Annotated in this window: 26 protein-coding genes; 11 read left to right on the top strand and 15 right to left on the bottom strand. The window is 63.5% G+C overall.

Translation table 11 applies throughout. The features are described 5' to 3' along the window. Positions 1–46: 46 nt before the first annotated feature. Positions 47–442, top strand: a complete 396-nt coding sequence (locus F1609_RS05045; RefSeq protein WP_167075293.1) for a DUF7668 domain-containing protein — start codon at positions 47–49, stop codon at positions 440–442. Between the two features lie 126 nt (positions 443–568). On the opposite strand, the gene F1609_RS05050 is transcribed toward F1609_RS05045, so the two are convergent. Continuing rightward, on the bottom strand, positions 569–1,258 hold the full coding sequence (locus tag F1609_RS05050; RefSeq protein ID WP_167075295.1) for a PEP-CTERM sorting domain-containing protein: 690 nt from the start codon (positions 1,256–1,258) through the stop codon (positions 569–571). 313 nt (positions 1,259–1,571) lie between these two features. Between F1609_RS05050 and F1609_RS05055 the strand changes: the two genes are divergently transcribed. The 4 genes from F1609_RS05055 to F1609_RS05070 all read left to right on the top strand — a co-directional run bounded on the left by F1609_RS05055 (position 1,572) and on the right by F1609_RS05070 (position 4,962). Further along, positions 1,572–1,976: an OsmC family protein gene (locus F1609_RS05055; RefSeq protein WP_167075297.1), complete on the top strand. Its 405-nt coding sequence runs from the start codon at positions 1,572–1,574 to the stop codon at positions 1,974–1,976. Then, entirely contained in the window at positions 1,973–2,842 is an 870-nt protein-coding gene (locus F1609_RS05060) for a pirin family protein (protein ID WP_167075299.1), read from the top strand. The genes F1609_RS05055 and F1609_RS05060 overlap by 4 nt, the downstream gene beginning before the upstream one ends. 499 nt (positions 2,843–3,341) lie before the next feature. Continuing rightward, positions 3,342–4,541 carry a porin gene (locus F1609_RS05065; protein WP_167075301.1) on the top strand — a complete coding sequence of 400 codons (1,200 nt, stop codon included), beginning with the start codon at positions 3,342–3,344 and terminating at the stop codon, positions 4,539–4,541. A gap of 10 nt (positions 4,542–4,551) precedes the next feature. Then, positions 4,552–4,962: a hypothetical protein gene (locus F1609_RS05070; protein WP_167075303.1), complete on the top strand. Its 411-nt coding sequence runs from the start codon at positions 4,552–4,554 to the stop codon at positions 4,960–4,962. Positions 4,963–5,068: 106 nt separating this feature from the next. Here the strand turns inward: F1609_RS05070 and F1609_RS05075 are convergent, their stop codons facing one another. After that, positions 5,069–5,275 carry a hypothetical protein gene (locus F1609_RS05075; RefSeq protein WP_167075305.1) on the bottom strand — a complete coding sequence of 69 codons (207 nt, stop codon included), beginning with the start codon at positions 5,273–5,275 and terminating at the stop codon, positions 5,069–5,071. A 60-nt stretch (positions 5,276–5,335) separates the two neighbouring features. Between F1609_RS05075 and F1609_RS05080 the strand changes: the two genes are divergently transcribed. From F1609_RS05080 to F1609_RS05095, 4 genes are all read left to right on the top strand, one after another. Further along, a complete protein-coding gene (locus tag F1609_RS05080; RefSeq protein ID WP_167075307.1) occupies positions 5,336–6,532 on the top strand; it encodes a porin in 1,197 nt (398 codons plus the stop codon). Between the two features lie 10 nt (positions 6,533–6,542). Further along, a complete protein-coding gene (locus tag F1609_RS05085; RefSeq protein ID WP_167075309.1) occupies positions 6,543–6,953 on the top strand; it encodes a hypothetical protein in 411 nt (136 codons plus the stop codon). A gap of 123 nt (positions 6,954–7,076) precedes the next feature. Then, the gene (locus tag F1609_RS05090; protein WP_167075311.1) at positions 7,077–8,054 is read left to right on the top strand and encodes a DUF2804 domain-containing protein; all 978 of its coding nucleotides are present in this window, start codon (positions 7,077–7,079) and stop codon (positions 8,052–8,054) included. Positions 8,055–8,317: 263 nt separating this feature from the next. Continuing rightward, entirely contained in the window at positions 8,318–10,168 is a 1,851-nt protein-coding gene (locus F1609_RS05095) for a glycoside hydrolase family 16 protein (RefSeq protein WP_370661595.1), read from the top strand. Positions 10,169–10,216: 48 nt separating this feature from the next. Here F1609_RS05095 and F1609_RS05100 read toward each other — a convergent pair whose 3' ends face one another. From F1609_RS05100 to F1609_RS05110, 3 genes are read right to left on the bottom strand one after another with little or no spacing between them, the layout of a single operon-like run. After that, positions 10,217–11,167 carry a thioredoxin domain-containing protein gene (locus tag F1609_RS05100; RefSeq protein ID WP_167075313.1) on the bottom strand — a complete coding sequence of 317 codons (951 nt, stop codon included), beginning with the start codon at positions 11,165–11,167 and terminating at the stop codon, positions 10,217–10,219. 8 nt (positions 11,168–11,175) lie between these two features. Then, entirely contained in the window at positions 11,176–11,715 is a 540-nt protein-coding gene (locus F1609_RS05105; protein WP_167075315.1) for a hypothetical protein, read from the bottom strand. Between the two features lie 36 nt (positions 11,716–11,751). Continuing rightward, on the bottom strand, positions 11,752–12,462 hold the full coding sequence (locus F1609_RS05110; protein ID WP_167075317.1) for a hypothetical protein: 711 nt from the start codon (positions 12,460–12,462) through the stop codon (positions 11,752–11,754). Positions 12,463–12,580: 118 nt separating this feature from the next. Between F1609_RS05110 and F1609_RS05115 the strand changes: the two genes are divergently transcribed. Beyond that, the gene (locus tag F1609_RS05115; RefSeq protein WP_167075319.1) at positions 12,581–13,948 is read left to right on the top strand and encodes an MBL fold metallo-hydrolase; all 1,368 of its coding nucleotides are present in this window, start codon (positions 12,581–12,583) and stop codon (positions 13,946–13,948) included. Here the strand turns inward: F1609_RS05115 and F1609_RS05120 are convergent, their stop codons facing one another. The 4 genes from F1609_RS05120 to F1609_RS05135 form a co-directional block, all read right to left on the bottom strand. Further along, a complete protein-coding gene (locus F1609_RS05120; RefSeq protein WP_167075321.1) occupies positions 13,949–14,380 on the bottom strand; it encodes a hypothetical protein in 432 nt (143 codons plus the stop codon). 142 nt (positions 14,381–14,522) lie between these two features. Beyond that, positions 14,523–16,004 (bottom strand): FHA domain-containing protein, encoded by a 1,482-nt coding sequence (locus F1609_RS05125; protein ID WP_167075586.1) that lies wholly within the window; start codon positions 16,002–16,004, stop codon positions 14,523–14,525. A gap of 165 nt (positions 16,005–16,169) precedes the next feature. Continuing rightward, positions 16,170–17,153, bottom strand: coding sequence for a PP2C family protein-serine/threonine phosphatase (locus tag F1609_RS05130; RefSeq protein WP_167075323.1), 984 nt, complete (start codon positions 17,151–17,153; stop codon positions 16,170–16,172). Between the two features lie 67 nt (positions 17,154–17,220). Further along, entirely contained in the window at positions 17,221–18,474 is a 1,254-nt protein-coding gene (locus F1609_RS05135) for an MFS transporter (RefSeq protein WP_167075325.1), read from the bottom strand. Positions 18,475–18,590: 116 nt separating this feature from the next. Between F1609_RS05135 and F1609_RS05140 the strand changes: the two genes are divergently transcribed. Next, positions 18,591–19,046 carry a GNAT family N-acetyltransferase gene (locus F1609_RS05140; RefSeq protein ID WP_167075327.1) on the top strand — a complete coding sequence of 152 codons (456 nt, stop codon included), beginning with the start codon at positions 18,591–18,593 and terminating at the stop codon, positions 19,044–19,046. A 6-nt stretch (positions 19,047–19,052) separates the two neighbouring features. Here F1609_RS05140 and F1609_RS05145 read toward each other — a convergent pair whose 3' ends face one another. The 6 genes from F1609_RS05145 to F1609_RS05170 form a co-directional block, all read right to left on the bottom strand. Beyond that, on the bottom strand, positions 19,053–19,502 hold the full coding sequence (locus F1609_RS05145) for an SH3 domain-containing protein (protein WP_167075329.1): 450 nt from the start codon (positions 19,500–19,502) through the stop codon (positions 19,053–19,055). A gap of 10 nt (positions 19,503–19,512) precedes the next feature. Further along, positions 19,513–21,030: a hypothetical protein gene (locus F1609_RS05150; protein ID WP_167075331.1), complete on the bottom strand. Its 1,518-nt coding sequence runs from the start codon at positions 21,028–21,030 to the stop codon at positions 19,513–19,515. Next, a complete protein-coding gene (locus F1609_RS05155; protein ID WP_167075333.1) occupies positions 20,991–23,387 on the bottom strand; it encodes an FtsW/RodA/SpoVE family cell cycle protein in 2,397 nt (798 codons plus the stop codon). The genes F1609_RS05150 and F1609_RS05155 overlap by 40 nt, the downstream gene beginning before the upstream one ends. Beyond that, positions 23,384–24,388, bottom strand: coding sequence for a serine/threonine-protein kinase (locus tag F1609_RS05160; RefSeq protein WP_167075335.1), 1,005 nt, complete (start codon positions 24,386–24,388; stop codon positions 23,384–23,386). Before F1609_RS05160 ends, F1609_RS05155 begins: the two co-directional genes overlap by 4 nt. Before the next feature lie 130 nt (positions 24,389–24,518). Then, the gene (locus F1609_RS05165; protein ID WP_167075337.1) at positions 24,519–24,989 is read right to left on the bottom strand and encodes a YMGG-like glycine zipper-containing protein; all 471 of its coding nucleotides are present in this window, start codon (positions 24,987–24,989) and stop codon (positions 24,519–24,521) included. Between the two features lie 155 nt (positions 24,990–25,144). Further along, positions 25,145–25,909: a PEP-CTERM sorting domain-containing protein gene (locus F1609_RS05170; protein WP_167075339.1), complete on the bottom strand. Its 765-nt coding sequence runs from the start codon at positions 25,907–25,909 to the stop codon at positions 25,145–25,147. Positions 25,910–26,009 lie beyond the last annotated feature (100 nt).

Raw genomic sequence — 26,009 nt, forward strand, 5'->3', positions numbered from 1 at the left:
CCGGATAATATCGTCATCGATGACACAATTTGGAGCCGGGCAAAGAATGCAGATCAATGACAAGGATGTTGTGATTGCGGTAGTAAAGAACGAAGAGCAAGGTCCGATTCCCTCGGCATGGCGTTCCGTTATCCGGCACATCGTCGACGCGTTGGCGCATCACGACTATCAACTCGCTGGCGGCATTCCCGGCGTGGCGCCCGTGAGCGCAAACACCGGCATGCAAATCCAGGGCTACATCGAACGCTACGGGGAAACCGTGGTGCCGCTGCCGGATGAGACCTGGGAAACGTCGGTCTGCATCTGGACCGGCCATCATTGGGATGTCATGATCGACTTGTGGACTGCCCAAGAAGGTTGCAGCGACCTGGTACTGGCGCTGGAAGTACACGATACTGGCGACGATGTCGTTTTTTATCTCCATATGGTGTACGTGCCGTAAGGCGGGCGTCTCGCCGGCATTGGCCATCGACGTCCCATCGCTTCTGCGCCAGGCTACTGCCGTTCTCACCCCGGTAATACGACCTTACCCTGAGTGTTCGCCTGGCCGAGGACCGTGGAGGGTAAACTAAGTGCCTCGCTTGCCCGATGCCGGGCGGCGCTGCCTCCACGTATAGCCAGCCAAGGCCGCCAGGCCGATGGCGAACATGCCCCACCGTGAAGGTTCAGGCACCGGCATCGCTTGATACTCGAGGCTGAACATCAGCGGAACAGCCAGCTTGTCTATCGTGATATTGGCGGGGTTGCCAAATAGCGCATGCGATTCGTACTGAATGGCGTTCGAGAAGCCGGACGAGGCAGGCCCGGTGAGGAGGTTGGCGCCTCCGAAGGGATCATCTTTCACGGCCCGTACTTCAATATGTACGTTATTGCCGACAGCGATGTCTTTCAGGTCGTAGATGGCCCACGAGAAGTCGGCATAGGTGTAGCGGCTGGACATCGGCTCCTCATGTCCGTTCACAACGACGTAGGTCTGGCCGTAAAATATTTGGCCGACGCGCAATTGCGTCAGCGTTGCTGCGTCGCTTGGCAAGACCACATCCTGAGTCACCCAGGAGTCGATCTTTTCTGCCCATTGGTCCCCGTTGCTGCCCAGGGTGAACGTGTATGCGCCTGCACCGCCGCCATCGCCTGGCTGAGGGAAATACGGGTCTGGGTAATGGATGGTCTCGATGGCGGCTGCAAAGCTGGAGTTGGCCGCAATCAGTCCAACAAAAAGGGTACTGAGTGCGCGCGTTGCGGGCGTAAGTTTGAACATGACGGTCTGGTTCCTGGTTGATGATGGGGTGACGGGGATGACATCCTGGTGTCTGCAAGCTTGCGCCGATCGGATGCGTAGCTTATTTCGTTTATTGCATTAAATGCAATACTTACGATACGCTATTTTGTAGACTTTAAGTAAACAAAGTCTTATTGCTAATAATCTGGCGAATATCAGTGCCGTATTCGCATTCCCGCCAGATGCGCGGCGCGGCGGATCGCGCGTTGCCATCCCCCCATTCCGTGTGATGCGCAATCGTGCGAAAGGGTGTAAATTCCGCCAACACCCACCCTGATCCAGAAGGAAACCCATGTCCATTACCGTCAAGCGCGATCTGTCGCAACCGATGCGCCATATCGTCCACGTGCGCAACCACCTCATCGCCGCCGATGGCTCGGTCGAGGAGGGCGGGGCCGATGCCGGACCGTCGCCGCACGACCTGTACGACGCCGCCCTGGGCGCCTGCAAGGCCCTCACCGTGGTCTGGTACGCCAAGCGCAAGGGCATTCCGGTAGAGGACATCGAAGTGACCATCGAGCGCGACGCCAGCGACGAGCGCAAGGGCGTGTACCGCCTGTCGGCCGCGCTGCAGTTCGGTGGCGACCTGACCGGTGCGCAGCGCGCCGACCTGCTGGCCGCCGCCGAAAAATGCCCGATCCAGAAACTGATGACCGGCGTGACTACCGAGATCACCACCACACAGGTTGCGCCATGAGCGTGGCCCACTTCTTCAAGCCGCACGAAAAGGATATCGGCGGCGGCTTTCGCGTGCGCCGCGTGCTGCCGGCCGCCGCCAAACAGGCGGTCGGGCCATTCATCTTTTTTGACCACTTCGGTCCCATCGATGCGCCGGCCGAGGCCAACCACGACGTGCGCCCGCATCCGCACATCGGCCTGGCCACGGTCACCTATCTGTACGAAGGCGCCATGGAGCACCGCGACAGCGTCGGCTCGGTGCAGCGCATCGAACCGGGTGCGATCAACTGGATGACGGCCGGCAGCGGCATCGTCCATTCCGAACGGACCCCGGCCGACATGAAGGGCAAGCCGCGCCGCTCGCATGGCTTGCAGCTGTGGGCCGCGCTGCCGCGCGCGCATGAGGAAGACGCGCCGAGCTTCGCGCACACGCCGGCGAGCGCGATTCCCCTGGCCCGGCTCGACGGCGCGCTGGTGCGGGTGCTGATCGGCAGCGCCTTCGGCCACACCTCGCCGGTGGCCACCTTCAGCGAAACGCTGTATCTCGACATCACGCTCGATGCGGGCCGCAGCATCGAACTGGACGATCTGCCGCAGGAAGCGGCGATCTATCCGGTGTCGGGCGAGATCGCCATCGATGGCGAACTGCTGGCGCCGAACACGATGGCGTATCTGGAACCCGGCAGCGGCGCGAGCGTGTATGCCGCTGCCGGCGCGCAGTTTGTGGTGATCGGCGGCGCGCCGCTCGACGGCCACCGGCACATGGTTTGGAATTTCGTCTCGTCAAGCAAGGAGCGCATCGCGCGCGCCGCGGACGACTGGGAACAGCAGCGCTTCGACAAGGTGCCCGGCGAAACCGAGTTCATTCCTTTGCCGAAACGTTAATTTGATTTCAGCGGGAACTTTTCAGCGCGCCAGGAATCCAAGCATTCACGCAAACAATGTGTGGAGGCGATCATGAAGATTCCTGACGAGCTGCAAATTCCCGCTGTCGTTTTTGCCTTGCAGGCGGCGCTGCTGGCCGGCGTGGCCATGGTGTTCCTGGTATTGTTGCCCTACTGACCAGTTGGCGGGCCGGCAGCGCCGCGCTGCCGGCTTTTATTGCTCCTTTATTTCCCGCTTTTTCCTTCCCCATCATCGCCACATTGCCGCGCCGGTGAACACGCGCGACGGGCCTTGCGAGAATGCATATCCAATTTTGCATGCAAGAAAATCACCCCGCGCGCGGAAGATTATTTGTTCGGCCATAGAGAAGCGCCCCAATGCCCGCTTGTGTTTCCTCAATACAACGGATTCGCTAATTTGAAGCCTTCCTCGGTATTCAAATAGTTTCTCATAGTCCACAATCCGTTCCCTGAAACAATTAAACCTTTGAGGAAAAAGAATGAATCAACCACTGCGCCTGGCCCTGGTCACAGCGATCCTGGCAGCCTTCAGTGTTTCATCGCACGCCGCCGATGATGCCCCTACCGTCACCATCAGCGGATTCGGCACTGCCGCCCTGACGGCCACCGATACGGACGATGTCGAGTACGCGCGTTTCAACCAGGCCGCTGGCGTGGGCAACAGCCCGCGCACCGGCGTGGACTCCAATTTCGGCATTCAGGGCACTGCCAAGATCAATAACTGGCTGTCGTTTACGGCACAGGGCCTGGCCCGCAAGAATGCACGCGATTCCTATGGCGCCGAACTGAGCTGGGCGTTTGCCAAATTCAAGATCAATGACGAAATCTCGATCCGCGTCGGCCGCATCGGCATGCCGGTCTACATGATTTCGGACTTCCGCCAGGTGGGCTACGCCAACACCATGATCCGTCCGTCGCAGGAAGTGTACGGCCAGATCTACGGCGATTCGTACGACGGCATCGATGCGATGTACCAGCACAATTTTGGCGATACCACCGTGACCGCGCAGGTCGGCATCGGCAAGATGTCGACCAAGATTACCGGCGACAACCGCATTGAGTACAAGCCGGCGACCACGATTCATGTCGTCGCTGAAAACGGTCCGTTCACCGTGCGCTTCGGCCGTGCCGACGCCAAGGTCAGCCTGGAAGGCAGCGAAACGCTCGACGGCCTGCTGGCCACCCTGCGCCGCGTTGGCATGGGCAAGGTCGCCAGCGACCTGTCGGTCACCGACGTCGACGGCTCGTTCACCTCGCTCGGCATGACCATGGATTACAAGAACATCCTGGTGCAGACCGAATACGCGGTACGCAAGACCGACTCGCTGGTGATCCACGACACCACTTCGTACTACGCCATGCTCGGCTACCGCTTCAGCAAGATCACGCCGTACTACTATTATGGCAACGTCAAGCAGGACAGCGACCGCTCGTACGCCGGCTTGCCATCGACCGGTCCGCTGGCGCCACTGTCGGCCGGCGTGAACACGGCGATGAAGGCCGGCCTGCAGTCGACCAATGCGGTCGGCGTGCGCTGGGACTTCCATAAATCGGCCGCGCTGAAGGTGCAGGTCGACCGCATCAAGCCGCGCGATGGTTCGGGCACCTTCCTGAACGCCAAGCCGGGCTTCCGCGATGCGGTCACCGTCTACGCCGCCGGCGTCGACTTCGTATTCTAAGGAGAGCAGCATGACAACAACTATCGGCAAGCTCGTGCTTGTGTCGGGCTTGTTCACGGCCAGCGTGCCCGCCCTGGCGGAGATCGTCGTGATCGTTAACCCGAAGAATCCGGCCACGCGCATGTTCAGCGAGCAGGCCGGCCAGTTCTTCATCGGCAAGTCGGCCCTGTTCACACCGGTCGAGTTCAATGAAGGCGCGGCCATCCGCAGCGAGTTCTACAGCAAGGTGCTGCAGAAGGAACCGGCGCAGGTCAAGGCCATCTGGTCCAAGCTGGTGTTCACCGGCAAGGGCACGGCGCCCAAGGAATACCATACGGCAGCCGAGGTCAAGAAGGCAGTTGCGGCCGATGTCAGCGCCATCGGCTACATCGACAAGTCGGCCGTGGACGACAGCGTCAAGGTCATCCTGACGGTGCAGTAAATCGATGGCGTGCGGCGCTTCGGCGCGGCATGCAGTTGCTCAGCCAACTCCCTTGCGCCGGCCATCGCGGCCGGCGCAATCTGCTCTAGCAGCATCCCCGCAGTCATTATCTTTTTCCCCTCGGCTCGCCTTTGATTGCCACGAGTAATTCACGCTTGCGCTTCGTCACGCTTGGACGTTTTCTCTTTTGGCATGCCATAAAAATACGGTTTGTGAAGAAGGTTATTTGTTCGGCCATATTAAAGCGCGCCAATGCCTGTCTATGTTCCTTCGATACAACGCTTTCGTGAATTAAGCGCAGTTCGCGATACACAAAGAGTTACTCCTGGCCCACACTAGGGTCTCAGCACTTGCGAACTATCGAGGAGAAAATATGAATAAACCACTGCGTCTTGCCATGGTCTCAGCCATCCTGGCAGCTTTTTGCATGTCGTCGCATGCGGCCGATGGGCCAACGTTTACCATCAGCGGTTTCGGCACCGCGGCCCTGACCGCGACCGATACCGACGACATCGAATTCGCCCGGCCGAATCAGCAAGCCGGCGTGGGCAAGAGCCCGCGGCCAGGGGTCGATTCCAATCTGGGCATCCAGGGCATGGCCAAGATGAACGATTGGCTTTCCTTCACGGTGCAGGGACTGGCACGCAAGAATGCGCGCGATGCCTGGGGCGCGGAACTGGCGTGGGCCTTTGCCAAGTTCAAGGTCAATGACGAATTGTCGGTGCGCGTCGGCCGCATGGGCATGCCGGTCTATATGATTTCGGACTTCCGCCAGGTAGGCTACGCGAACACGATGATCCGTCCGCCCACGGAAGTGTATCGCCAGGTCAACGGTGACTCATTCGACGGCGTCGACCTGGTCTATCAGCACAGTTTCGGCGACACCACGGTGACCGCGCAGGCCGGTATCGGCAATGTGTCGGCCAAGATCACCGACGACAACCGGGTCAAGTACAAACCGGCCACGATGGTCCATATCGTCGCCGAAAATGGCCCCTTCACCTTCCGCGTCGGCCGTGCCGACGCCAAGGTGACGATCGAGGACAGCGAACAGCTCGAAGGCTTGCTGGCAACCTTGCGCCGGGTCGGCCTGTCCCAGGTTGCGAACGACCTTAGCATCACCGATGTGGACGGGTCGTTTACCTCGGCCGGGTTCACCATGGACTACAAGAATTTCCTGGTGCAGACAGAATATGCGATCCGCAGGACCGACTCGCGCATTGTTCCGGATACCAATTCGTATTACGCGATGTTTGGCTATCGCTTCGGCAAGATTACCCCTTACTACTTTTATGGCGACACCAAGCAGGACAATGCCCGCACCTACGCCGGTTTGCCCACCACTGGCCCGCTGGCGCCGCTGACAGCCGGCGTGAACGGGGTGGTCAAGGCGGCCCAGCAGTCGACCAATGCGATCGGGGTGCGCTGGGACTTCGCCAAGTCCGCCGCCTTGAAGGTGCAGGTCGACCGCATCAAGCCGCGCGATGGCGCCGGTACCTTCCTGCGCGCCAAGCCGGGTTTCAGCGACACCGTCAACGTGTATGCCGCCGGCATCGATTTCGTATTCTAAGGAGAGCAGCATGAAGACAACAATCGGCAAAATGCTGCTGGCGGCAGGCATGTTCGCGGCGAGCGTACCCGCCTTGGCGGAAATCGTGGTGATCGTCAACCCCAAGAACCCGGCCACGCGCATGTTCAGCGAGCAGGCGAGCCAGTTTTTCATCGGTAAATCGAGCTTGTTTACACCGATCGAATTCAATGAGGGCGCGCCCATCCGCAACGAGTTCTACAGCAAGGTGCTGCAGAAGGAACCGGCCCAGGTGAAGGCGATCTGGTCCAAGCTGGTGTTCACCGGCAAGGGCACCGCGCCCAAGGAATATCACTCGGCAGCCGAGGTGAAGAAAGCGGTCGCGGCCGATGTGAGCGCGATCGGCTACATCGACAAGTCGGCCGTGGACGATAGTGTCAAGGTCATTCTCACGGTGCAGTAAGCAGCGCGGCAACGCGCAGTACGCAGCCCCTCCAGCCCGGTTGGAGGGCTTTGTCGTTTTTAGTTTGCCGTTGTACGACCGCATCTGCTAGGCTGGGTGCCCGCCGCTCACTTTGCCATTGCGATGACGCCACTTCCCGCCGCGCCTTCCACCGTTCCCGGACCGGACGGCAATCCCTCCTTCGGCCGCTTTGCCGGCGCGGCCACGCGTATCGACTGGTCTGTTCTGGCCGCGCCGTATGCGCGCAGCCGCTGGTGGCGGCGTTTTCGCCACAAGCGCTGGCATTACAGCGCGCTCGCCACCGAGCAACTATTCTGCGGCATCGCCATTGTCGATGTCGGCTGGACCAACACCGCCTTTGCCTACGTGTTCGACAGGACGCGGCGCGCGGTGGTGGCCGGCTTCTCGCGCGATGGCGTGCCGGGACTGACGGCGCGCCTGGCCGCTCATGCGGGCGGTGCCAGTAGTTTCCGCTTCGGCGAGCGCCGCATCGCCATGTCGGCCAGCGCGCTGTCGCTGCGCTGCAAAGGCCTGGAGATCGATGCCGACCTTGGCGCACCGAACGCGCCGCTGTTGCTGGCCGTCGGGCCGGTGCGGGGCGGGGCGGTGCATGCGACGCAGAAATCATCAGGCCTGGCGCTGAGCGGCAGCGTGCGCATCGGCACGCAGACGTACGCGCTCGACGGCGGGGTGGCCAGCTTCGACTATTCCAACGGCTTGCTGGCGCGTGAGACGGCGTGGCGCTGGGCCTCCGCGCACAGCCTGGCGCTGGGCTTTAACTTGCAGGCGGGCTACTTCGGTGCGCACGAGAACGCCTTGTGGCTGGACGGGCAGTTGATCGGCCTCGGCGCGGCCACCTTTGACTTCAACGCCAACGATCCGATGGCGCCATGGCATGTGTTCACGGACGACGGCTTGCTCGACCTGTATTTCACGCCGGAAGGGTACCGCCGCGAAGACAAGAACCTGCTGGTGGCGGCGAGCCGCTACGTGCAGCCGATCGGCACGTTTTCGGGGTGGGTGCGGGCGCGCGTGGACGCACCGCGCCGCGCGGTGAGCCGGCTGGCGGGCGTGACCGAGGATCACGCGTCGCGCTGGTGACGCGGGCAGGTCGGCGTCCGACCCGCGCAACAGGCCAATTCTTTTTATCTTGACATCAAAATTCAAGCAGCATATATTCCACCTGCCTGAGTTGGAAGCGTTTCCATAGTCGTGGGAACGGGTTGTTTCCTTGCTCCAATAGTTCAACAGGCTTCACGCAGCATGCGCAATCAGGCACAGTGCGGTGCGCCGAGGCTGGAAAGCTTTCCACAGTGTTTTGGCCCGGGCGCCGCGTTTATGAAGAGTAGTTATCAGGAGACATTGTGAAAAATCAAAATAACATCCAGGCAAAGCGCAAATTCGTGTTGTCGGCAATTGCCGGCGGCATTCTCGCCATCTACGGCGCCGGCGCGCACGCCAGCGTGACCAATCCCGTCATCGGCCAGCTGCTGTGGTCGGAAGAATTCAACGGCCCCAGCCTCAACACCTCGTTCTGGACGCCGGACGATGGCAACGGTTGCCAGATCAACCTGTGCGGCTACGGCAACCAGGAATTGCAGTACTACAGCCCCAACAACCTGTCGATCGTCAATGTCCCGTTCGAGTCCAGCTCGCGCGCGCTGGCGATCAAGGCCCAGCGCCAGACGGTCGGCAGCAACTCCTTTACTTCCGGCAAAATAACTTCCGCCGGCAAGGTGCAAGTGCAGTACGGCATGATCGAAATGCGCGTGAGCACGCCGCCGCTCGGCACCGGCTTGTGGCCGGCCGGCTGGCTGCTCGGTTCCAGCCCGCAAACCTGGCCGCGCAACGGCGAGATCGACATTCTCGAGATGGGCCACCGCGCGACTTACCGGCCCGGCGGCGCCGGCATCGACAACTTCATCGGCTCGAACGTCATCACCTGGCAGCAGGCGGCCTGCGTGCCGGGCAACGAAAGCTGCGCCGCCTCGACTGCATGGCAAACCAAGAACTGGTATATCGCGCCGACCTCGATGGCGAACCGCTTCGTCACCTATCGTTTTTACTGGACCGAATCGCAGATGCGCTTTACGGTCGTCGATAACGGCGTCGAGCACAATTTGTACGACAACCCGCTGCCGGTTAATTCGAGCGCGCTGCAAGCGCCGTTTTACCTGCTGCTGAACATGGCCGTGGGCGGTAACTTTACCGATGCCGCCTCGCCCGCACAAGTGACCGCGCCGCTGCCGGGCACCATGTATGTCGACTATGTGCGCGTGTATCAGCTTGACGGCAAGGGATCGGTCAAGCTGGGCAACCAGACCACGCCGGAAGTGGGCAAATTCGGCGTCTTCACCGATAACACCGCGGTCAATAACAAGCAGGTGGCCGGCACCAGTTCCGATGTCTTCGTGTGGAATAACGCGTCGACATCAGCCGGGAATATCGCGCCGTTCGAGGGCAGCAATGTCATGGCCCTGAACTACACCGCGCCAAACCAGTGGTTCGGCGGCAGCGTGCAATCGCGCCAGGCGCACGACATGAGTAACTTCAGGAACGGTAACCTGAAATTCCGCATCAAGATTCCGGCCAATGTGGCGTTCAATGTGAGTATCCAGGATACCTACACCAACCAGAACGCGGTCAAGTTCCCGGCCAATGCGACCACCTATGGCCTGGTGCGTAATGGTGAATGGGCCACGGCGACGATTCCGGTATCGACCCTGGTCGGGCCGAAAGTGGCATTGCAGTCGATGCTGGACCTGTTCCAGTTTTCGAGCGAAGCGACTCAATTGCCGACGGCGCCGTTCCAGATGGCGATTGACGATATTGTGTGGGAGTCGGGGACACCAACGCCAACGCCAACGCCAACGCCGACGCCAACACCAACACCAACACCAACACCAACGCCAACGCCAACGCCGACGCCGACGCCAACGCCGACGCCAACCCCGACGCCAGTTTCGGTCAGCGCCACCCAGACCGGCCCGACCACGCTGCAGTTCGCCGTGCGCTCATCGGGCTGGGCCGACGTGCATTACACGGTCAATTCCGGCGGCCAGCAAAACGTTCGCCTGCGCCAGGATGCCGGCAACAATACCTACGCCGCCGGCGGCCTGAAAGCAGGCGACGTGGTCAAGTACAGTTTCACCTACTGGGACGTGGCGAAGAACTATGCTGTCGATACGGCGCAGCAAACGTTCACGATGAAGTAAGCGGCAAGGGGCGGGGCGGTTGCCATCATCGTGGCCGTCTCGCCGTCCTTATTTGGCCTTGGCTGGCTGTGCCGGCAAGGCCGGCTTGGCGCCGGCTGGCGCTATCGCCAGCCATTGTGTGGCCGGCGGCGCCACGACCGGCTTGCGCTCTGCGCCGAAGGCCGCCGCAAGCGCCGTTGGACTCATGTCGCGGAACAGGCGAATCCAATTACCGTCCTCCGTCACCAGCATCGGCACAACGGGTTTGATCGCTTTGACAGTGTCCATGATGTAAAACAGCAAGGAAAAATCGCGCTCCACCTGTTGTGTCGTGAGACCGCAGGTTGTCGGTGCCGGCACCGTGCGCTTTACCCAGAACGTCTGCCATGCCAGGGCCGGATTGGCGTCGCAGCGGATCTTGGCCACCTTTTCCAGCGCCGGCACGGCTGCGGGGTCGCTTCCCCATAAGGAGGAGGGCACCAGGTAAAAGGTCGTGTTCAGGCGCGATGCGGCCTTGGCCAGGTCCTTTTCAAGCATGCGGCAGCCCGGACAATCGATCGCCGACAACATCAGGATCTTGCGCCCGCCGCCGTTGCCGTAGCTAATCTTGATCATTTTGTCGTAATCGAGATTGGCCATGACTTCGGCGCGCACTTCGTTCACTTGCCGGGGCGTCAAGCGGATTGGTTTGCCTGCTTGCAGCCCGACACTGCTCAAGCCGCCGCCCTTGGTGGTAAGGGTACCCGCATCGTTGGTCAGGGAAACCATTTTTCCGGCTGGCGTGAAAATCGCATACATGCCTTTCACGTGCGTCGGCACGATGTCGGCGGTGGCCGGGGTCACGTCGGTGAACGTTACACCCGCCTTTTGCATGTTCGCGAAAAAATTGGTCCTGGCGGTATGTTGATCGGCCAGTGCGCTCGTTGGCCCGATCGCCGCCAACAGGCCCAGCAACGCCGCAACGAGAATGCGTGCCGGCTTGCGCGGGGCGCAGGCGTGGTGCTGTTGCAGGGTTTTCATCAGAACGATCATTCGGCGCCGTCGAGCCAGAAAATGGCGTAGGCCTTGGCCGGGGTCTTTTCGGTCGGCTTTTCAATCTGGACCTGGGCGCAATCTTCCGCCACCAGGCTGCGCCAGTTGGGAATGCCGGCATTGGCAAACACCGTCGTCGCTTTCGACGCCAGGCTGATATCGAGCGCCAGGCGCGCATTGCGCGGACCCGTCTTGGCGTAATTGACGCCGCGCAGTTCGAAGCCGAAAGCGGCCATCCACGGCTCCCACAGGCCCGATTCCACGCCCTGCACGATGCGGCCGAACATATCCTTGAGCGGCAAGCCTTTTTTGATCACGCCGCGCAGCGGTTCGAGCGACGGCGCCGTGCGCGCATCGGTCGACAGCTTGCCGGCGCCCCGGTCGCCGATTGCCTTGATTTCCTTGGAAAAGGCCGCATCGCGCTCGGTGTAATCGCGCATGCGCGAGAAAAACTCGGTGCTGATGAACGGGTTTTCAGGACGGCCGGCTGGTTCCTCGGGCGCGCGTTTAGCCGGAGGCTGTTTTTTGGTGGTCATATATTCGGAACTGGAGTGTAAGGGGCGTAGTTTAACTTACTTGCCGAGCAGGGCAAGCGACTCATTCCACTGCCCGCGCCACGGATAGAGGAAATCGTGAGCCTGGAATGCACGCTTGAGTTGCGAAATCGGCACGCGGTACGCATCGTTCATTCCCAGCGCCAGCGTCACCGGGTTCCACATGGCCTGCTTTTTCGATTTGCGGGCGCTGCCCTTGATGCGCGCACCTTCATCGCCAAATATGCCGCCGGCGTCGTCGAGCGCCTTGTTCATATCGATCCGCAGCATGGTCCCGAATGCGGCCATCACTTCATCCTTGCTGATGCCGACGCGCGCTTCGGTCGCCGTTTCGGCTACTTCCGGCTTCGGTTCCGCATCGCGTTTGAGTTTGGTGACCAGGCGTTCGAGTTCCTTTTTGAGAAAGCGCAGCTCGTGCAGCTCGCGCCGGAATCCTGGCGCCGGCAGCTGGGCCACGATTTTGTAGACGTCCTTGGTGACCGTGATCAGCACATCCTCGCTGCCGGCGGCGAGGCGCGCGGTGTCGGCTTCCAGGAAGATCGGCGCGGCATAACCGCCATTGGCGTCGCCAAACAGATCGGCGTGACTGGCGTCGTAATCGAGCCACACATACGGCGTGAGCGCGTTTTCAATCAGCCGCGCCAGGGTCCACGGGGTGCCGGTTTGCTGTTCCATCCAGGCGCAGGATTGTTCGGTTGTCGCCCGAAACGGGAGTTCGATGATCGTCATTGTTTGTCCACTTGCAGAAATTGTGCCACCGGGATGCCCGGTCTGTACCGCCATGATAGGCGATCCACAGTCTCGCCAAGCATTTTAGGATGGCATATGGCGTGAGATAATGACCGCCATGACGCTCAAAATCTCCAGGATTCTCCACGCCGGCTACGTGTTCGAATGCGAAGGCACGCGCATCGCATTCGATCCGGTGGTCGAAAACCCGTTCAGCCGCAATTGCCACGCCTTTCCCGACGTGCGCTTCGACCATGCACAGTTCCGCGACGTACGGTTCGACGCGGTGTTCATTTCGCACTTCCACGACGACCACTGTTCGTTCGACAGCCTCGACTTGCTCGACCGCGCCACGCCGATGTACATCTACTGCCTGTTCGAAGAACTGTTCGAGATGGTGCGCGAGCTGGGGTTCACCGATGTGCACCAGCTGCGCATCGATGCACCGGTGCAGGTCGGCGCGATCACGGTGATTCCGCGCGAGGCAATGGATGCGGATGTGGACTCGATGTTCCACGTGCTGGCGGCCGGCCTGAATGTGCTCAATGTCGTCGATTCGTGGATCGACCCGGACATGCTGCCAGCGCTGGCGCGCTTTGCCCCGTGGGATATGGTGCTGTGGCCGTTCCAGACCATGCGCGAAATCGAAGTCTTGTCGCCCTCGCGCGCCGCGCCCGCGCCGCCGCAGCTGCCGGAAGAATGGATCGCGCAGCTGGCCGCGCTCAAGCCGCGCTATGTGGTGCCCAGTTCCTGCCAGTTCGTGCAGGAGCCGTGGTCCTGGTATAACCATGCGTTTTTCCCTATTACCTACCGCCAGTTCCAGGATGAAGTGGGAGCGGCCCTGCCGGATGCGCAGGTCGTGCGCATGAATCCATCGGTATCATTTGTGCTGGACCGCGACTCGCTGGTGGCCGCGCCGCCATTGAGCTGGGTAGTGCCGGTGGGCGAACAGGATGTCGATTACCAGTATCACGGCCATGCCACGCCGCCGCGCACGGCCGATATTGCGCGCCATTTCCCGCCGCTGACGGCGGCCCGGCATGCGCGCGTGATGGATTACTGCGCAACGGGCCTGCTGGAAAAATATCGCGGCATGGAGCTGCCGGAAGAGAGTTTTTTCGAAAAACCGCGCGTATGGCGCTTATCGGTATTCGATCATGCGGGGGAGGGGACGCATTTTCATTACCGGATCGAGGGTGATCAAATCGCGCTGATTGCCGGCGTGCCAGACACCTTGTCGTGGACGACCGAAGTGCCGTTTGCGAGGCTGTATGCGGCGCTGGAACTGGGTGAGGCGCTGACCTCAATGTATATGCGCATGAACGACGCGGTGTTCGACCAACAGACCGAGGCCGATCTGCTCGATGCGGAACTGGTGGATGACCCGCTGATCCGCTGCCTGTTTAACGATGTGTTCGGGGCTTACCAGGCGGCGCAGTTACGGCGCATACAAGAACGAGGCCAGGTTGTGGACCCAGCGGGCTGATCACACCCTTTCGAAGATTTTGTATTCACCGCCGGTAATTTCAAGAAAATTGTCGACGTCGTCTTCCGCGTCCTCGCGCTGCTCGCGTGCCAGATCGGTACCACCTAACCACGAAATCACGTTCCCGTTAGCGAGTGGCTCGATGATCAGGATGGCGATGTCATTTGCATCATCGATTGTTCGCGGCGGCGCTTTGAACGCTAAAATTTTCGATGATCCCGGCAGTGCCGGCCACTCGCCCATTGCCTTGGTCCCAGGCGGCAGACGCGCTTCACTTATTGCATCTGCTATCGACGGGAATTCTCCCGAACACATTGCGACAAAGTACTTATCTATTGCAGTAAACAGCGGTGCCGGCTCAGTTAGCCCAAGCTGAGGAACAGGCAAGGCACTTGACGCAGCAAGTTCAACTGCTTTTTCGGAGTTCGTCATTGATGACTTTTGTGGTTGAGCGTAAGTGTGCGTCCGGCGGACACTGGAAGTCGGCTGGCTCAGTTTATGAGGATATTGCCAATAAGGCAAGTAATATGTTTTGTCACGCCGGGGCGACGACCGGAAATGCCAGAAGTCTGGATCAAGCCGTATGCATCTCCGCTGCCGCATGCGTCGATTTCAACGCCGTGCGCACGATCCAGCATTCCGGATACGACTCGCTGGCAAAGCGCGTATGCCGTGGAAACTGCACCAGCCGGTCCAGCGGCGCACCGGGACTGAGCGCCGTTTCCTTGCCGGTCGCCGGATCCAGATGCCAGAAACCGCCATTCTGGTGATACAGAACCGGCATCACCGCTGCTCTCGGCGCGGCGCCGAACGGCGCCAGCGGGAAGCCCGGATGCTTTCCGGGCTCCAAAAAGTAAAAACACTCCGCATGCGCGCCCTGGTCGATGCGGTGCACGATGACGCCATGCGGCATCACCGCCGTCACACTCAGCACCACAATCCCCTTGATGCTGGCGGAGAGCTCAATGCGCATGCCCAGCCGCAGCGGCACCGGCTTGTTCTTGCCCGGCCACACGCCATCGAGCAGGATGCCGTAACGCGACACATCTTCGATCTCGAAGCCGTTCATGCCGCGCCGGATCACCGCGTGGCGCCCGGACAGACGGCGCGTGAGGCCGTCGCGGTCCTGGCCGTCGTCGCCAAAGTGGGTCAGCAGCACGTCGGCGTCCGGGTCGTACAGTTCAAAGCGGCCCAGCACGCACTCCGGCATTGCAAACAAGCGCACCTGGCGCTGCGAGCCAGGCTCGGGCGCCGCGTTGACCAGGCAGGCGCAGGCGGTGGGGTGGGGATGCGGCTCGGCATGCGAGGGCACGTCGATTTCGATCAGGTCTTCGTCCCAGGCAATGGTCGAAAAGCCCATGTCGACCTTGCCCGGCTTGGCGTCCAGATTCAAATGGGCGATTGAGGCGTTGCGCGCGTGTACGTCGATATCGAGCCGTCCGCCGCCGGACTGGGCGTTCACCCGGGCGATGGACGCGTCGTCGGCCATGACGCGCACGTTTTTGTGGGTCGACAGGAAAGTCTGGTGGATTTCGGTCAGGGTGGCATCGGGACGCGGCACCAGAATGACCAGGGTGCACACCCATTTATGGCGAATCCGTCCATCTTGCAGGTTGAACAGCTCGACCTCGATGCGGTATTGCCCATGTTCCTTGCCACGCGATGAAAATTCGATGAACAGCGGGCGCCAGTCGCCGCGCAGGGTGCGCACGAAGGAATGGCGCGCGTTGCCCTGCGGGATCAATGCCGACTGCAATTGCATGGTGACCAGCGGCGCGCTGTCGGGCGGCATGCCGCGCAGCTCGACCTTGATGGCCTGGCGTCCGCCGGCGGCGCGCGGGTCGAAGCCGCTGATGTGCAGATGCGGGCGCTGCAGCGCCGGCGGCGCTTCGTCCGGGTAGCTGAACGGCGCGCTGTCCGGCTTGGCGCTCGGGCGCGCACTGCGCAGGGCGCTGATCAGTTCATAGCTGGAATTGGCGGGCGCGGTCACGGGCACGGCCGCAGCGGGTACGGCGGACTGCGCGTGGCCATTCGCGCATGCAACTTCCCCTGGCATGACCCAGAAGGTGCAATGCGGATGCAAGGGGTTGTTGCATTTTTTCATAGCAATATTCGCCGTTCGTGAGTGTCAAAGCTTACGCGCTTTTCTTGAAGTGTGGCACGCCAAATGACTGTGCCTAACAACAATATTTGTGTTTTGAAACAACATGTTGTCGAGTCATCAAGGCTCTCCGCCGTAAACTTGTTGGCTTGCTATCGGCGCCGCCGTTTCATCGTGGACCAGCGGCCGCAGGACGATGGCGGTCAGGTTATCGATATGCAGTTCGGGCGGCGGGTTGCTTGTCATTTCAGCAAACAAAGCCTCGGTCATGGCGCTTGCGCTCGGCTGCGACTTGAACAGCCCCGGCCAGCGCGCCAGCCACGCGGCCGGGTCGGCGCACGCCCAGAAACCGTCGCTGGCCAGCAGGTAGACCGCGCGCGGATCGAGCTCCAGCGCGCGCCGGTCCGGCAAGTGGTACAGGTACGACGGCAAGTTGCGCGGCGACAGTTCGTACAAATCGTCGGCCAGCTCGGCCGGATTGGCAAACGCATTGCCCAGGATGAAGGCTTGCGAGATCTGGCAGCGATGCTCGCCGTGCACCTGCTGCCACCACTCGTGCTCGCCCAGCAAGCCGCCCATGGCAAAGGCGGTGGCCGGAACGTGGTCGATGGTCATCGGGGTAACTTGGGCATCGACAATTTCGTACAGGCGCGAATCGCCCACGTGGTACAGCAGCGCCGGCTTGCCGGGGCGCAGTTCGAGCATGGTGAGGGTGGTGCCGGGACGTTTGCCGGTTACCGGGTCGCAGCCGAAATAGTCCTGCAACTGCGCGTGCAACAGGTCGAGCCGGGCCGACAGCTCGCCTAGCGTGTTGCATGCTGGCATGTCCAGCAAGCCGCCCACGACCGCTTCGGCCGCCTCGCGCCCGCGTCCGTGGCCGCCCATGCCGTCGAGCACCGCCACGCGCATGTGGCCGTGCGGCCAGCCGGCCACCTGCTGGCACTGCCCGGCCTGCTCGTAAAGAAACACCGCGCTGCCGCTGCTGTCGATGACCAGGTAATTATCCTGGTTCTCCAGGCGCTGGAGCGCGTCGGCGCCGGCGCTGGAATGCACCGACACATCGAGATAGGGGCCAAAATCGAGGCTGGGAGCGGCTGTTGTCATCGGGCGGGGCCGTAATATTGGGCAATCCTGACAGGGTATCGGAAAAGATGCCGCGCCATAACGATGATCAGATGGATGTTTCCCGCTTTCCTGTCGCAAGTGCAATGGCGTTGACGATCACGCAGGCACCGGCGGCGGCCAGCGCCGCCTGAACGCCGAGCTTGTCGGCCAGCGCGCCCCAGACCATGCTGCCCACCGTGTAGCCGCCGGCCATCACGAACAGATAGATCGACAGGGTGCGCGCGCGTATGCTTGCCGGAAAAGCCAGTTGCGCCGCCGCGTTCAGGGTCGACACCGTGGCCGACCAGGCCATGCCGGCCGCCACGATGAGCGGCACCAGCACGGCCAGCGAGCGGATGAAGGGCAGCAGGCACAGCATGGCGCCGTACACCAGCAGCGACGCGCTCAGCAATCGCGTCTTGCCGATGCGGCAACGCAGCGACGGCAGCAGGAAGGCGCCGCATACCGCGCCCGCGCCCAGGCTGCCCATCAGGATGCCGAACACGCTCGAATCCATGTGCAGCACTTGCTTGACGAACACCGGCAGCAAGGCCGCGAATGCGATGGTCGAAAAAAACACCGTGCACACATTGAGCAGGATGCGGCGGTAGCGCGCGCAGCCGAACGCAGTGCGCATGCCGAGCTTGAGGCTGCTGGCAAAATCGACCTTCGGGCGCGGCTCGGGCACGCCGTCGCGCCACCACGACCAGTACACGGTCAGCAAACCGACAAAGGAGAGCGCATTGACCAGGAACAGCGCGCCGGCCCCGACCCAGTTGAACAGCAGCCCGCCCAGCGCCGGCCCGAGGATGGCCGCGACGTTATAGCTCAGGTTGTTCAGGGTGGCGGCCGCTTCCACCTCGTCCGGCTCGACCAGGCCCGACATCGAGGCTTGCCAGGCTGGCCACATGAATGCCGCACCGGTGCCCATGCAGAAAGTCAGGGCCAGCACCGGCGCGGTCGAGATGCGGCCGCTAATCGCCAGCGCGGCCATTACGCACGCGCACAGGGCCATGAACAGATTGCAGAAGAACAAAAATTTGGGGCGGTCGACGGCGTCTGCAATCACGCCGGCGAACAGGGCGAACAAAAAGATGGGGATATAGCTGGCGGTCTGCACCAGGCTGGCGGTGGACGCCGAACTTGCCACAAGGGTAATCAGCCAGGCCGAGGCGAAGGTCTGGGTCCAGGTACCGAGGTTCGATATCAGGTTGGCGGTCCACAGTTGCCGGTAGCGCGCGTGGCGCAGCGGCTTGGACAAGGGCACCTTGGGCCGCAGCGACGGCGCCGGCAACGGTAGGGACAGGCTCGGTTTAGGCATGATCGTTTCAGTCTAAAGCGCGTTCATGCCGGGCGTCAACATGCAGGCGCAAATGACCTGCACATTCTCGTCCAAACGTGCACAATAGGCGTTCTGGCAACCTCTCCGTACTGACAATGCACATCCGTCCTATCGAGCACAGCGATGTCCCCGCCGTGGCCGCCATGTTCCGCGCACTGGCCATCGAGTTCATCGTTCACGAATCGCCGCCGGAAGCGGCCGCCACCTTCCTGCGCGACAATGATGAAGAGGGATTCATGGGCTTCTTGCGCCTGGGGCACGCCTATCACGTCGCCGAGATGGATGGCGAACTGGCCGGTTTCATCGCCGTGCGCGAGCGCCAGCATCTGTATCACATGTTCGTGGCCAAAAAATTCCATGGACGCGGCATTGCGCGCGCCTTGTGGGACGTGGCGCGGCGCGAGGCGATCGTGGCCGGCGGCGACGGCAGCTTTACCGTCAACGCCTCCAACTATGCGCTGCCGGTCTATGAGGCCATGGGCTTCGAGCGCACCGCGCCGATGCAGTGCGTGAACGGCCTGTATTTCAATCCGATGAAGCGCCCGGCCTGAGAACGGTCAGCGCCGCGCTTCCTCGGCGCGCCGCAGCCACAGGCTGCTCGACCAGCCGCGTACCTCCTTGCCGTCGATGCGCGCGCTGACCTGCCACCAATCGCCGTCGCGCAGTCCGGTGGTGGTCACCACCGTTCCCGCCGGCGCCACCGCGATGCGCGGCGCGCCGATGCCTTTGTCGGCACGCAGGTTCAGGTCGTCGAAGACGGTGTAGCTCACGCCCGCATGCGGCGCCAGCGCCGTTGCGGCCATGACCGGAGCGGCGGCCGGCAGCAGCGACAGCAGCAGCGCGCCCAGGCCCCAGGTGCCGGCCACCAGGATGCCGGCCGCGCGCAGGTTGGGGCGGCGCCACCAGCGCGCGGGCGTCAGCCAGGCCGCCAGCACCAGGGTGGCGATCAGGCCGGCCGCGTAGGCCAGTACGGTGAGGTAGTCGGTGAGGTAGTTCGGGCTTGGCATGGCACGCTCCTCACGCGTCGAAACGCAGCACGTAGTGGCCGGCCACCAGATGGTGACCGGCGGGGAGCAGGTACGGTTGCTCGGCGCTTGCTTCGCCGATGCTGGCCACGAAGCCCAGTTTGTCGTCGAGGTGATACAGCGCCTGGGTGGCCGACAGGCGCCCGATCAGGTATCCGCCCGCTCCCGCCTCGAAGCTGAAGGCGCTGCGCGAGAGGCCAATGCGGTCGGCGCTGGCGCTGTCGGCGCCGCTCACAAGGCGCAGGAAGCGCGGCGAATCGAGCACGCGCAGCGCGGCCAGCATCGGCGCGCTGCGCCCGAAGGCAAAGCGCGCACCGCTGGCGACCGGCGCCGCAACCGGGTGCGGCAGCCGCAGCACGGCGCAGTAGCGGTCGGCCATGGCCGGGGCGACCGCCAGCAGGTCGACCGTGCGCGCGTCGACCGGCGTGAAGGTGGCGGGGGCTGCAATTGGCTGGCGCCCGGCGCTGGACAGGGCATACAGCTGGTCATCCGCATTCACGCCAAAGGTCAGCGCAGCCGCTTCGCCGTCGGCGGCCAGCATCAGGGACGGCGCCAGGGCGATTTCCATCGACACCGCGCCGGTGTCGCGGTAGCGCGAGAGGCAGGGCAGCGCCAGGCCGACCAGACTGACCCGCTGCTGCGCCAGCGGCGCGTAGGTGGCGTCGCTTTCCATGGGTGCTGCGGCCGGGCGGTGGCTGAAAGGCACGGCGGTGTCGCCGCTGTCGACGTTGGCGGGCGCGCGCGGCTTCCACACGGCGGCCGGCTTGGCGACAGGCGCGGGGATCGGGGCGGAGCCGGCACGGCGCACGCGCATCAGCAGGCGCGCGGCCGGGTCACCCTTGGCGGTGACGACATACTGGCCGCTGAGCGCGTCGAACGCGCAGTCGAACGCCCCCTTGGGCCGCACCTGCACCTCGATGGGTGTGTCGGGACCATCGTTAATGAGCAAAATGGCGCCGGCGGTGCCGAACGGCCAGCTTGGTACCGCGTGGCTGGCAACGTCGGCGTCGTGGCCGATCAGCGCCAGGCGCTGTTGCGGGTAGATCGGGCACACCGGCTGCCAGATGGCGCTGTCGCGCGAGGTTTCCACTGTATACAACGGCTGCTCGCCGGCGGCCGGAAGGTAGACCGCGTGGCCGAACTTGACCTCCACCTGGCCCGGTTCCAGCGCATCGGTGCCGATCACGTCGTAGCGCACGTCGTCGCTGCCGAGCAGGTCGCCAAAGTCCTTCTGGTGCAGGGCAGTGAGCGACTGCGCCAGGTCGCGCACGCGGGCGCCGCGCGTCAGGTGGCGGTCGTCGTCGACTTCGTCCTGCGCCAGCATCAGGGTGATGTGCGAGAAGCAGCGCGTGGGAGCGCGCCCGCGATGCTCGCGCGGGGAGCGTTCCAGCAGGTCGCGCAGCAGCGGGCGGCGCGAGAACAGCGCCAGGCCGGGCGCCTGCCACAGGGTTTCGGCGTTGAACACATCGTTCACCTTGCCCAGGACTTCATGTTGGACGTAGACCGGCATGGTTGATTCTCCTCGAATGATTGCGCACTGATTGCACTGAACGCTAGCAGGGGGCAGATGAAAAACAGCAGATGGCTGCCGCCGGCCGACAGAAAACTCATGGGCTGGCCCATGATCGGGAAGATCGCCAGGTTGGTCCCCCACGACAGCAAGAAGTGGCCCAGCACGAAGGCCGCGCCGCCGCACAGGGCGAAGCAGCGGAAGCGCCACAGCCAGCCCTGGCGAAAGTCGCGCGTCTGCTCGCTGGCCCCGAAACAGCGCGCCGCCGTTTGCAACAGGCCGACCAAAAACAGCGCTTGCAGCGCCCACAGCGCCAGTGCGCCCAGTAAACCATGGCGGTTCAAAAAGAAGGAAGGCGCAAAGTCGTCCTGCACTGCCGGAATATGCAGGGCGCTGCCGCCGATCTGGCCCATAACGTCCAGGCCAAGCCGGCTGTCGGCACCCCACCACGCGCCTTCGGCGATGGCGCGCGCGGCCAGCAGCAACTGCTGGCCGGTATGCGGATGCTGGGCCGGGTCGAGCCACACCAGGAAGCGGTCGGCATAAAAGCCCCACTGCGCCACCTCGGCTACGCCGGCGCTGCGCAGCCAGGCGACGCTGCCGGCGGCCACGCAAGCCACGCCGAACAGGGCGGCGGTGGCAACGTGCGTGCGGGTGGCGAGCGCCCAGGCCAGGGCCATCGCCATGCACCACACCAGCAACAGGATCAGCGGCGAATAATCGTCCACCTGCACCAGGGCCAGAGCGAGCAGCGCGGCGAACAGCAGCACCGGCGCTGCCAGGCGCAGCCAGCGCCGCGCGGGACGCGATTGTTCAGGCATGTGCGCGTGCCAGCCAAGGCCGATGGCGAGGCAATGCGCGGTGAGCGCGGTCAGGGCCAGCTTGGCAAATTCGACCGGCTGCAAGTCGAACACGCCGGTTTCGTCGCCGAAGACGACCTGCATCAGGAGCGCGCCCAGCGCGGCCAGTGCAAACAGGGCGAGCACCCATTCGAGGGTGGTCTGCGGCAGGGCCGGCGCGGCGGCGCACGCATGCAGGCGCAGGCGCAGGTGCGCGCCGATGCCAAGGCCGATCGCCAGCAGCGCCACCGATTTCTGGAAGTGGCGCAGCGCGGCCGATTCGGCGCCGCCGAAACCCAGTTCGAGCTGCGCCAGCAAGCCCACCGCCAGCAGCAGCACGCCGGCGGCGGTGGCCAGGGTCAGGCGCGCCGGCACCAGCAGGCAGCCCCACAGCGCGGCCCAGGCCAGCAGCATCGACCAGCCGACGCCGGGCGCGCTGCCCGAGCGCTGGAACAGCAGCGCGGCCACGCCGGCGATGACCAGCAGCGCGCTGGCGCCTGCCGCCATGCGTACTGGCCGGGATGTATCGCGTGTAAAAGGCCAGGCGCCGCGCTGCCAGTTCGCGCCTGCCGCCACGGCCAGCAAGGCGCACAGGCCCAGCGCCACCGACCACGGGCGGCCGGCCGGCAGCGTCCAGATGCCGCGTTTTTTCCACTGCCACGCCACCTGCGCCGGCAGCAGCGCTTCGGCTTCGGCGTACAGCGCCACGTGGCGCAGCGGCAGCAGGTGCAGCACGCCGTCGTCGATCCGCACGCCCAGCCGGGTGCGGCCGGCAACCAGCGTCTGCACCCCGGCCAGCGCTTCCGCGCGGCGCGCCAGGTCGACCTGGCCCGCGCTTGACGACATCATGAGCGGCGCGCGTCCGGCGGCGCCCGAGAGCAGCAGGCCATCTTTGGTGCGCGCGATGGTGGCGCTGGCGCCTTCCACATACGCGATGCCGAGCCGGTTGCCGCAGTACAGATTGCCGCCAAAGGTGAGCGGACGCGCCACCGTCAGCGCCTGCGGCATGGCGCGGTTCCACAGGGCGATGGCGCGCGCGGCGACACCCGCGTCGGGGCATGCCGGCTGCGCGCTGTCGTCGCGGTCCAGGGTGGCGCCATCGTAGCGCCACTGCGCGCCGGGGCCGGCAAAGGCGATCTGGCGCGCATTGGCGGTGCCGACATCGAAGCGCGCCGCGCCAATGCGGAATGACTGGCCGGCACGCAGGGAGCTGGAGCCCATGCGGCGGTCGACGCCGTCCCTTTGCAGCAGCACCTGCTTGGCGGCGCTGGCGTTGCCGGCCCACCAACTGCCGTCGGCGGCGCGGCGCAGGGCCAGATGGGCGTTGTCCGCTTGCGGCGCCGCCAGTTCGGCGTCGCCCAGCGTGATCGACTCGCCCGGGCGAAGCGTCACCGAGATGCGCTCGGGCGACCATGCCGGCGGAGCGCGCCACAGGCAGACCAGCTGCAACAGGCACAGGAATGCCAGCAGGGCGGCGGTCAGGATGAAACCGGGCGACTGGTCGGAAAAGCGCTTCATGGCCGCGCGCTCGCAGGCAAGGCGGCGCGGATGGCGCCGATCATGCGGCTGATCTGCATGGCGTGGCACGGACGCCGGGCGCGGTCGGCATGGAGCAGGGCGCGCAGCAGGAGCAGCGCTTCGGCCGCGCCGTCGCCGTGCGAGATGGCGTCCGGCGTCCAGGTGCCGGCGTGTGCCTGATTGCCGAAGGCACGCGCGAAATGCGCCGCTTCATCGTCGTGCAGGGTGGGCGGCGGGCGATTACCGTGGCGCGCCAGCAGCATGGCCGCGCCGTCGCCACGGTGTTCGCGGTAGGCCTGGCCGCAGTCGCTGCAAAAGCGCAGCGGCAAGCCACCGGTGACCAGATAGTAGAACAGCGCGCCGAGTGCAAAGTAATCGGTGCGGGTGTCGGTGGCGTAGCCGCCGGCGGCGTCCGGGAAAAACTGTTCCGGCGCCTGCCAGCTGGCGGTGCCGGCGTAGGTGCTGGCCTGGCCGTCGGCCAGCAGGCGGCTGGTGCCGAAGTCGGCCAGCTTGACGCTGCCTTGCCGGCGCGAGAGCAGCACGTTGGCCGGCTTCAGGTCCAGGTACGACCAGCCATACTGGTGCACCTTGGCCAGCGCCTGGTTGATCTGCCCGAGCCAGTCGAGCAGCTGCGTGCTGGCGAGCGCTCGGCCGGCATCGCGTTCGATGGCGATGTGCCGGCCAAGGTCGGTGTCGAGCAGTTCGAGCGCCATGACGGGCAGGCCATCGTGTTCGCCGCTGTCGAGCAGGCGCACCACGTGGCGCTCGTCCCAGGGCGCGAGCGACTGCAAAAAGGCGATTTCGTTGCGGGCGCTGGCGATCCAGCGCTCCTGCTGCAGGGGATGGGCGCGCGCCATCTGGTCGCGGTTGACCAGCTTGAGCGCCACCTCGCCGCCGGGCCCCATGGCGCGCCACACCACGCCGTAGGCGGAGCCGCCCAACTGGCCGCACAGGCGGTACCGGCCCGCGCCAAGTGCGATGATCGCGTCCGCTGTTTCCATGCTTCCCCCAAGAGGCGCCGGCACGTGCCGTCAACAAGCCATAGCGGAGGGAGGTGGGAAAAGCAGGGGTGCAGACGAAAAAAAGGCACGAAAGTCTCGTGCCAAGGCAAAGCAGGTAAGCTGACCGTGATTAGCGGCCGTATCCGTATCCATGACCACGTCCGTGGCCGCGCCCATGCCCGTAGCCGTGATGGCGGTAGCCGCGGCCGCGTTCAACATACACGACCGCCGGCGGGCCGTAGTAGCGTGGCGGCGGTGCGTAATACACCGGAGCTGGCTGGTAATAGCTGCGCGATTCAACATACACGGGTGCCGGTTCACGGTACGGGCGCTCGTAACGGCGATCTTCGTAGCGGGTTTCGTAGCGATTGTCGTAGTAGCCGCGGTTGTTGTCGCGGTCACGGGTGCTGACCGAATTGCCGACCACCGCACCGAGCACACCGCCCACCAGGGCGCCGTTGCGCGATCCCGTGCTGTGGCCAATGGCTGCGCCGGCGACCGCGCCGATGGCCGTATTGACGCCCCGGTCGCTAGCCATTGCGGTGGAGGAGATGGCCGCTGCGGCCAGAATCACCGCACCAGCAAATTTTGTATTCAACATAGCGTTTCCTTTGGCCTCAACCGAGATCGGGATGATCACGCAAGCGCTGGGGCATGACGTCACTATATCCCGGCTTGATGGGAACTCCATTCTTTATACATAAACTTACAAATACGGGGACAGTGTAACAAGGCAGGCAAGCGTCCTCATATCGCTCAGGCAGGCTGCCTGGCCTTCTTGCGCGCATACCCAGCCAGCACGGCCAGGCCGGCCAGCAGCATGGCCGGGGCGGCTGGTTCGGGTACCGGGAGCGCTGATTCGTTGAACGTCAGCTCGGTGTTCGCAGTGATCCACAGCCAGCCATACAGTGAACCGTACAGGGTTTCCATGGAAATACTCAACTCATCCTCCTCCCGGCCCTGCGTCCAGGCCAGGCTATCGCTGATCCAGATGCCGCGTTCATCGTCAAACTGTCCGCTGAGCCCAGCCGAGGCCTTGGTTTTGTTGCGGCGTCCGTCACCGTCGCCGCTGACACTGGCGTCGACAGTGACGATCATGCGGGTAGCACGGGTGAGCTTGAACCCCACGTAGCCGGTGGCCTCGCTCGACACGTAGGTCGCGCCGCCCAGCGGGTTGGCATAGTTAGCGGCTGCCTCCAGTTGCATACCCGTAGCGCTGGCCGCGGCCTGTCCTTGAGGGGAATTGATCGCCGCGCTCGCCGCCCCCGCTTGGAGATCATAGTCGCTCAGATTCGACCGCGGGGAATAAACAAAGGCGCTGGAACCGTTGGAGACCTTCTCAGGCGGGGCCAGGGTCAGCTTGGGCGCCACGCCGTCAGCAGGGTCGAGATCGATCAGCTCGATGCGCAGCTTGCCCAGAGATGCACTGGCCGAGGCGTTCTGCGCATGCGCAGCAACCGTAGTCGACAACGCCAGCGCAAGGGCCAGCAGCGCATTGCGCTTAGTAACGAGAGGCGGCATAAATATTCTCTTCCAGTAGACCCGCGTGGGGCAGAAACCTATTCTAAATGACAACCTTAAGCATGGCATAAGTTTAAAGTGTAACGAGCACACAAGTGTC

The organism is Massilia aquatica (genome assembly GCF_011682045.1).
In the GTDB taxonomy this organism is placed as follows: domain Bacteria; phylum Pseudomonadota; class Gammaproteobacteria; order Burkholderiales; family Burkholderiaceae_D; genus Telluria_A; species Telluria_A aquatica.

Excerpts from the sequence above, each read along its gene's own strand:
- F1609_RS05045 (WP_167075293.1), top strand. The coding sequence starts at position 47 with ATGCAGATCAATGACAAGGATGTTGTGATTGCGGTAGTAAAGAACGAA.
- F1609_RS05050 (WP_167075295.1), bottom strand. The coding sequence starts at position 1,258 with ATGTTCAAACTTACGCCCGCAACGCGCGCACTCAGTACCCTTTTTGTT.
- F1609_RS05055 (WP_167075297.1), top strand. The coding sequence starts at position 1,572 with ATGTCCATTACCGTCAAGCGCGATCTGTCGCAACCGATGCGCCATATC.
- F1609_RS05060 (WP_167075299.1), top strand. The coding sequence starts at position 1,973 with ATGAGCGTGGCCCACTTCTTCAAGCCGCACGAAAAGGATATCGGCGGC.
- F1609_RS05065 (WP_167075301.1), top strand. The coding sequence starts at position 3,342 with ATGAATCAACCACTGCGCCTGGCCCTGGTCACAGCGATCCTGGCAGCC.
- F1609_RS05070 (WP_167075303.1), top strand. The coding sequence starts at position 4,552 with ATGACAACAACTATCGGCAAGCTCGTGCTTGTGTCGGGCTTGTTCACG.
- F1609_RS05080 (WP_167075307.1), top strand. The coding sequence starts at position 5,336 with ATGAATAAACCACTGCGTCTTGCCATGGTCTCAGCCATCCTGGCAGCT.
- F1609_RS05085 (WP_167075309.1), top strand. The coding sequence starts at position 6,543 with ATGAAGACAACAATCGGCAAAATGCTGCTGGCGGCAGGCATGTTCGCG.
- F1609_RS05090 (WP_167075311.1), top strand. The coding sequence starts at position 7,077 with ATGACGCCACTTCCCGCCGCGCCTTCCACCGTTCCCGGACCGGACGGC.
- F1609_RS05100 (WP_167075313.1), bottom strand. The coding sequence starts at position 11,167 with ATGAAAACCCTGCAACAGCACCACGCCTGCGCCCCGCGCAAGCCGGCA.
- F1609_RS05105 (WP_167075315.1), bottom strand. The coding sequence starts at position 11,715 with ATGACCACCAAAAAACAGCCTCCGGCTAAACGCGCGCCCGAGGAACCA.
- F1609_RS05110 (WP_167075317.1), bottom strand. The coding sequence starts at position 12,462 with ATGACGATCATCGAACTCCCGTTTCGGGCGACAACCGAACAATCCTGC.
- F1609_RS05115 (WP_167075319.1), top strand. The coding sequence starts at position 12,581 with ATGACGCTCAAAATCTCCAGGATTCTCCACGCCGGCTACGTGTTCGAA.
- F1609_RS05120 (WP_167075321.1), bottom strand. The coding sequence starts at position 14,380 with ATGACGAACTCCGAAAAAGCAGTTGAACTTGCTGCGTCAAGTGCCTTG.
- F1609_RS05125 (WP_167075586.1), bottom strand. The coding sequence starts at position 16,004 with ATGCCAGGGGAAGTTGCATGCGCGAATGGCCACGCGCAGTCCGCCGTA.
- F1609_RS05130 (WP_167075323.1), bottom strand. The coding sequence starts at position 17,153 with ATGACAACAGCCGCTCCCAGCCTCGATTTTGGCCCCTATCTCGATGTG.
- F1609_RS05135 (WP_167075325.1), bottom strand. The coding sequence starts at position 18,474 with ATGCCTAAACCGAGCCTGTCCCTACCGTTGCCGGCGCCGTCGCTGCGG.
- F1609_RS05140 (WP_167075327.1), top strand. The coding sequence starts at position 18,591 with ATGCACATCCGTCCTATCGAGCACAGCGATGTCCCCGCCGTGGCCGCC.
- F1609_RS05145 (WP_167075329.1), bottom strand. The coding sequence starts at position 19,502 with ATGCCAAGCCCGAACTACCTCACCGACTACCTCACCGTACTGGCCTAC.
- F1609_RS05150 (WP_167075331.1), bottom strand. The coding sequence starts at position 21,030 with ATGCCGGTCTACGTCCAACATGAAGTCCTGGGCAAGGTGAACGATGTG.
- F1609_RS05155 (WP_167075333.1), bottom strand. The coding sequence starts at position 23,387 with ATGAAGCGCTTTTCCGACCAGTCGCCCGGTTTCATCCTGACCGCCGCC.
- F1609_RS05160 (WP_167075335.1), bottom strand. The coding sequence starts at position 24,388 with ATGGAAACAGCGGACGCGATCATCGCACTTGGCGCGGGCCGGTACCGC.
- F1609_RS05165 (WP_167075337.1), bottom strand. The coding sequence starts at position 24,989 with ATGTTGAATACAAAATTTGCTGGTGCGGTGATTCTGGCCGCAGCGGCC.
- F1609_RS05170 (WP_167075339.1), bottom strand. The coding sequence starts at position 25,909 with ATGCCGCCTCTCGTTACTAAGCGCAATGCGCTGCTGGCCCTTGCGCTG.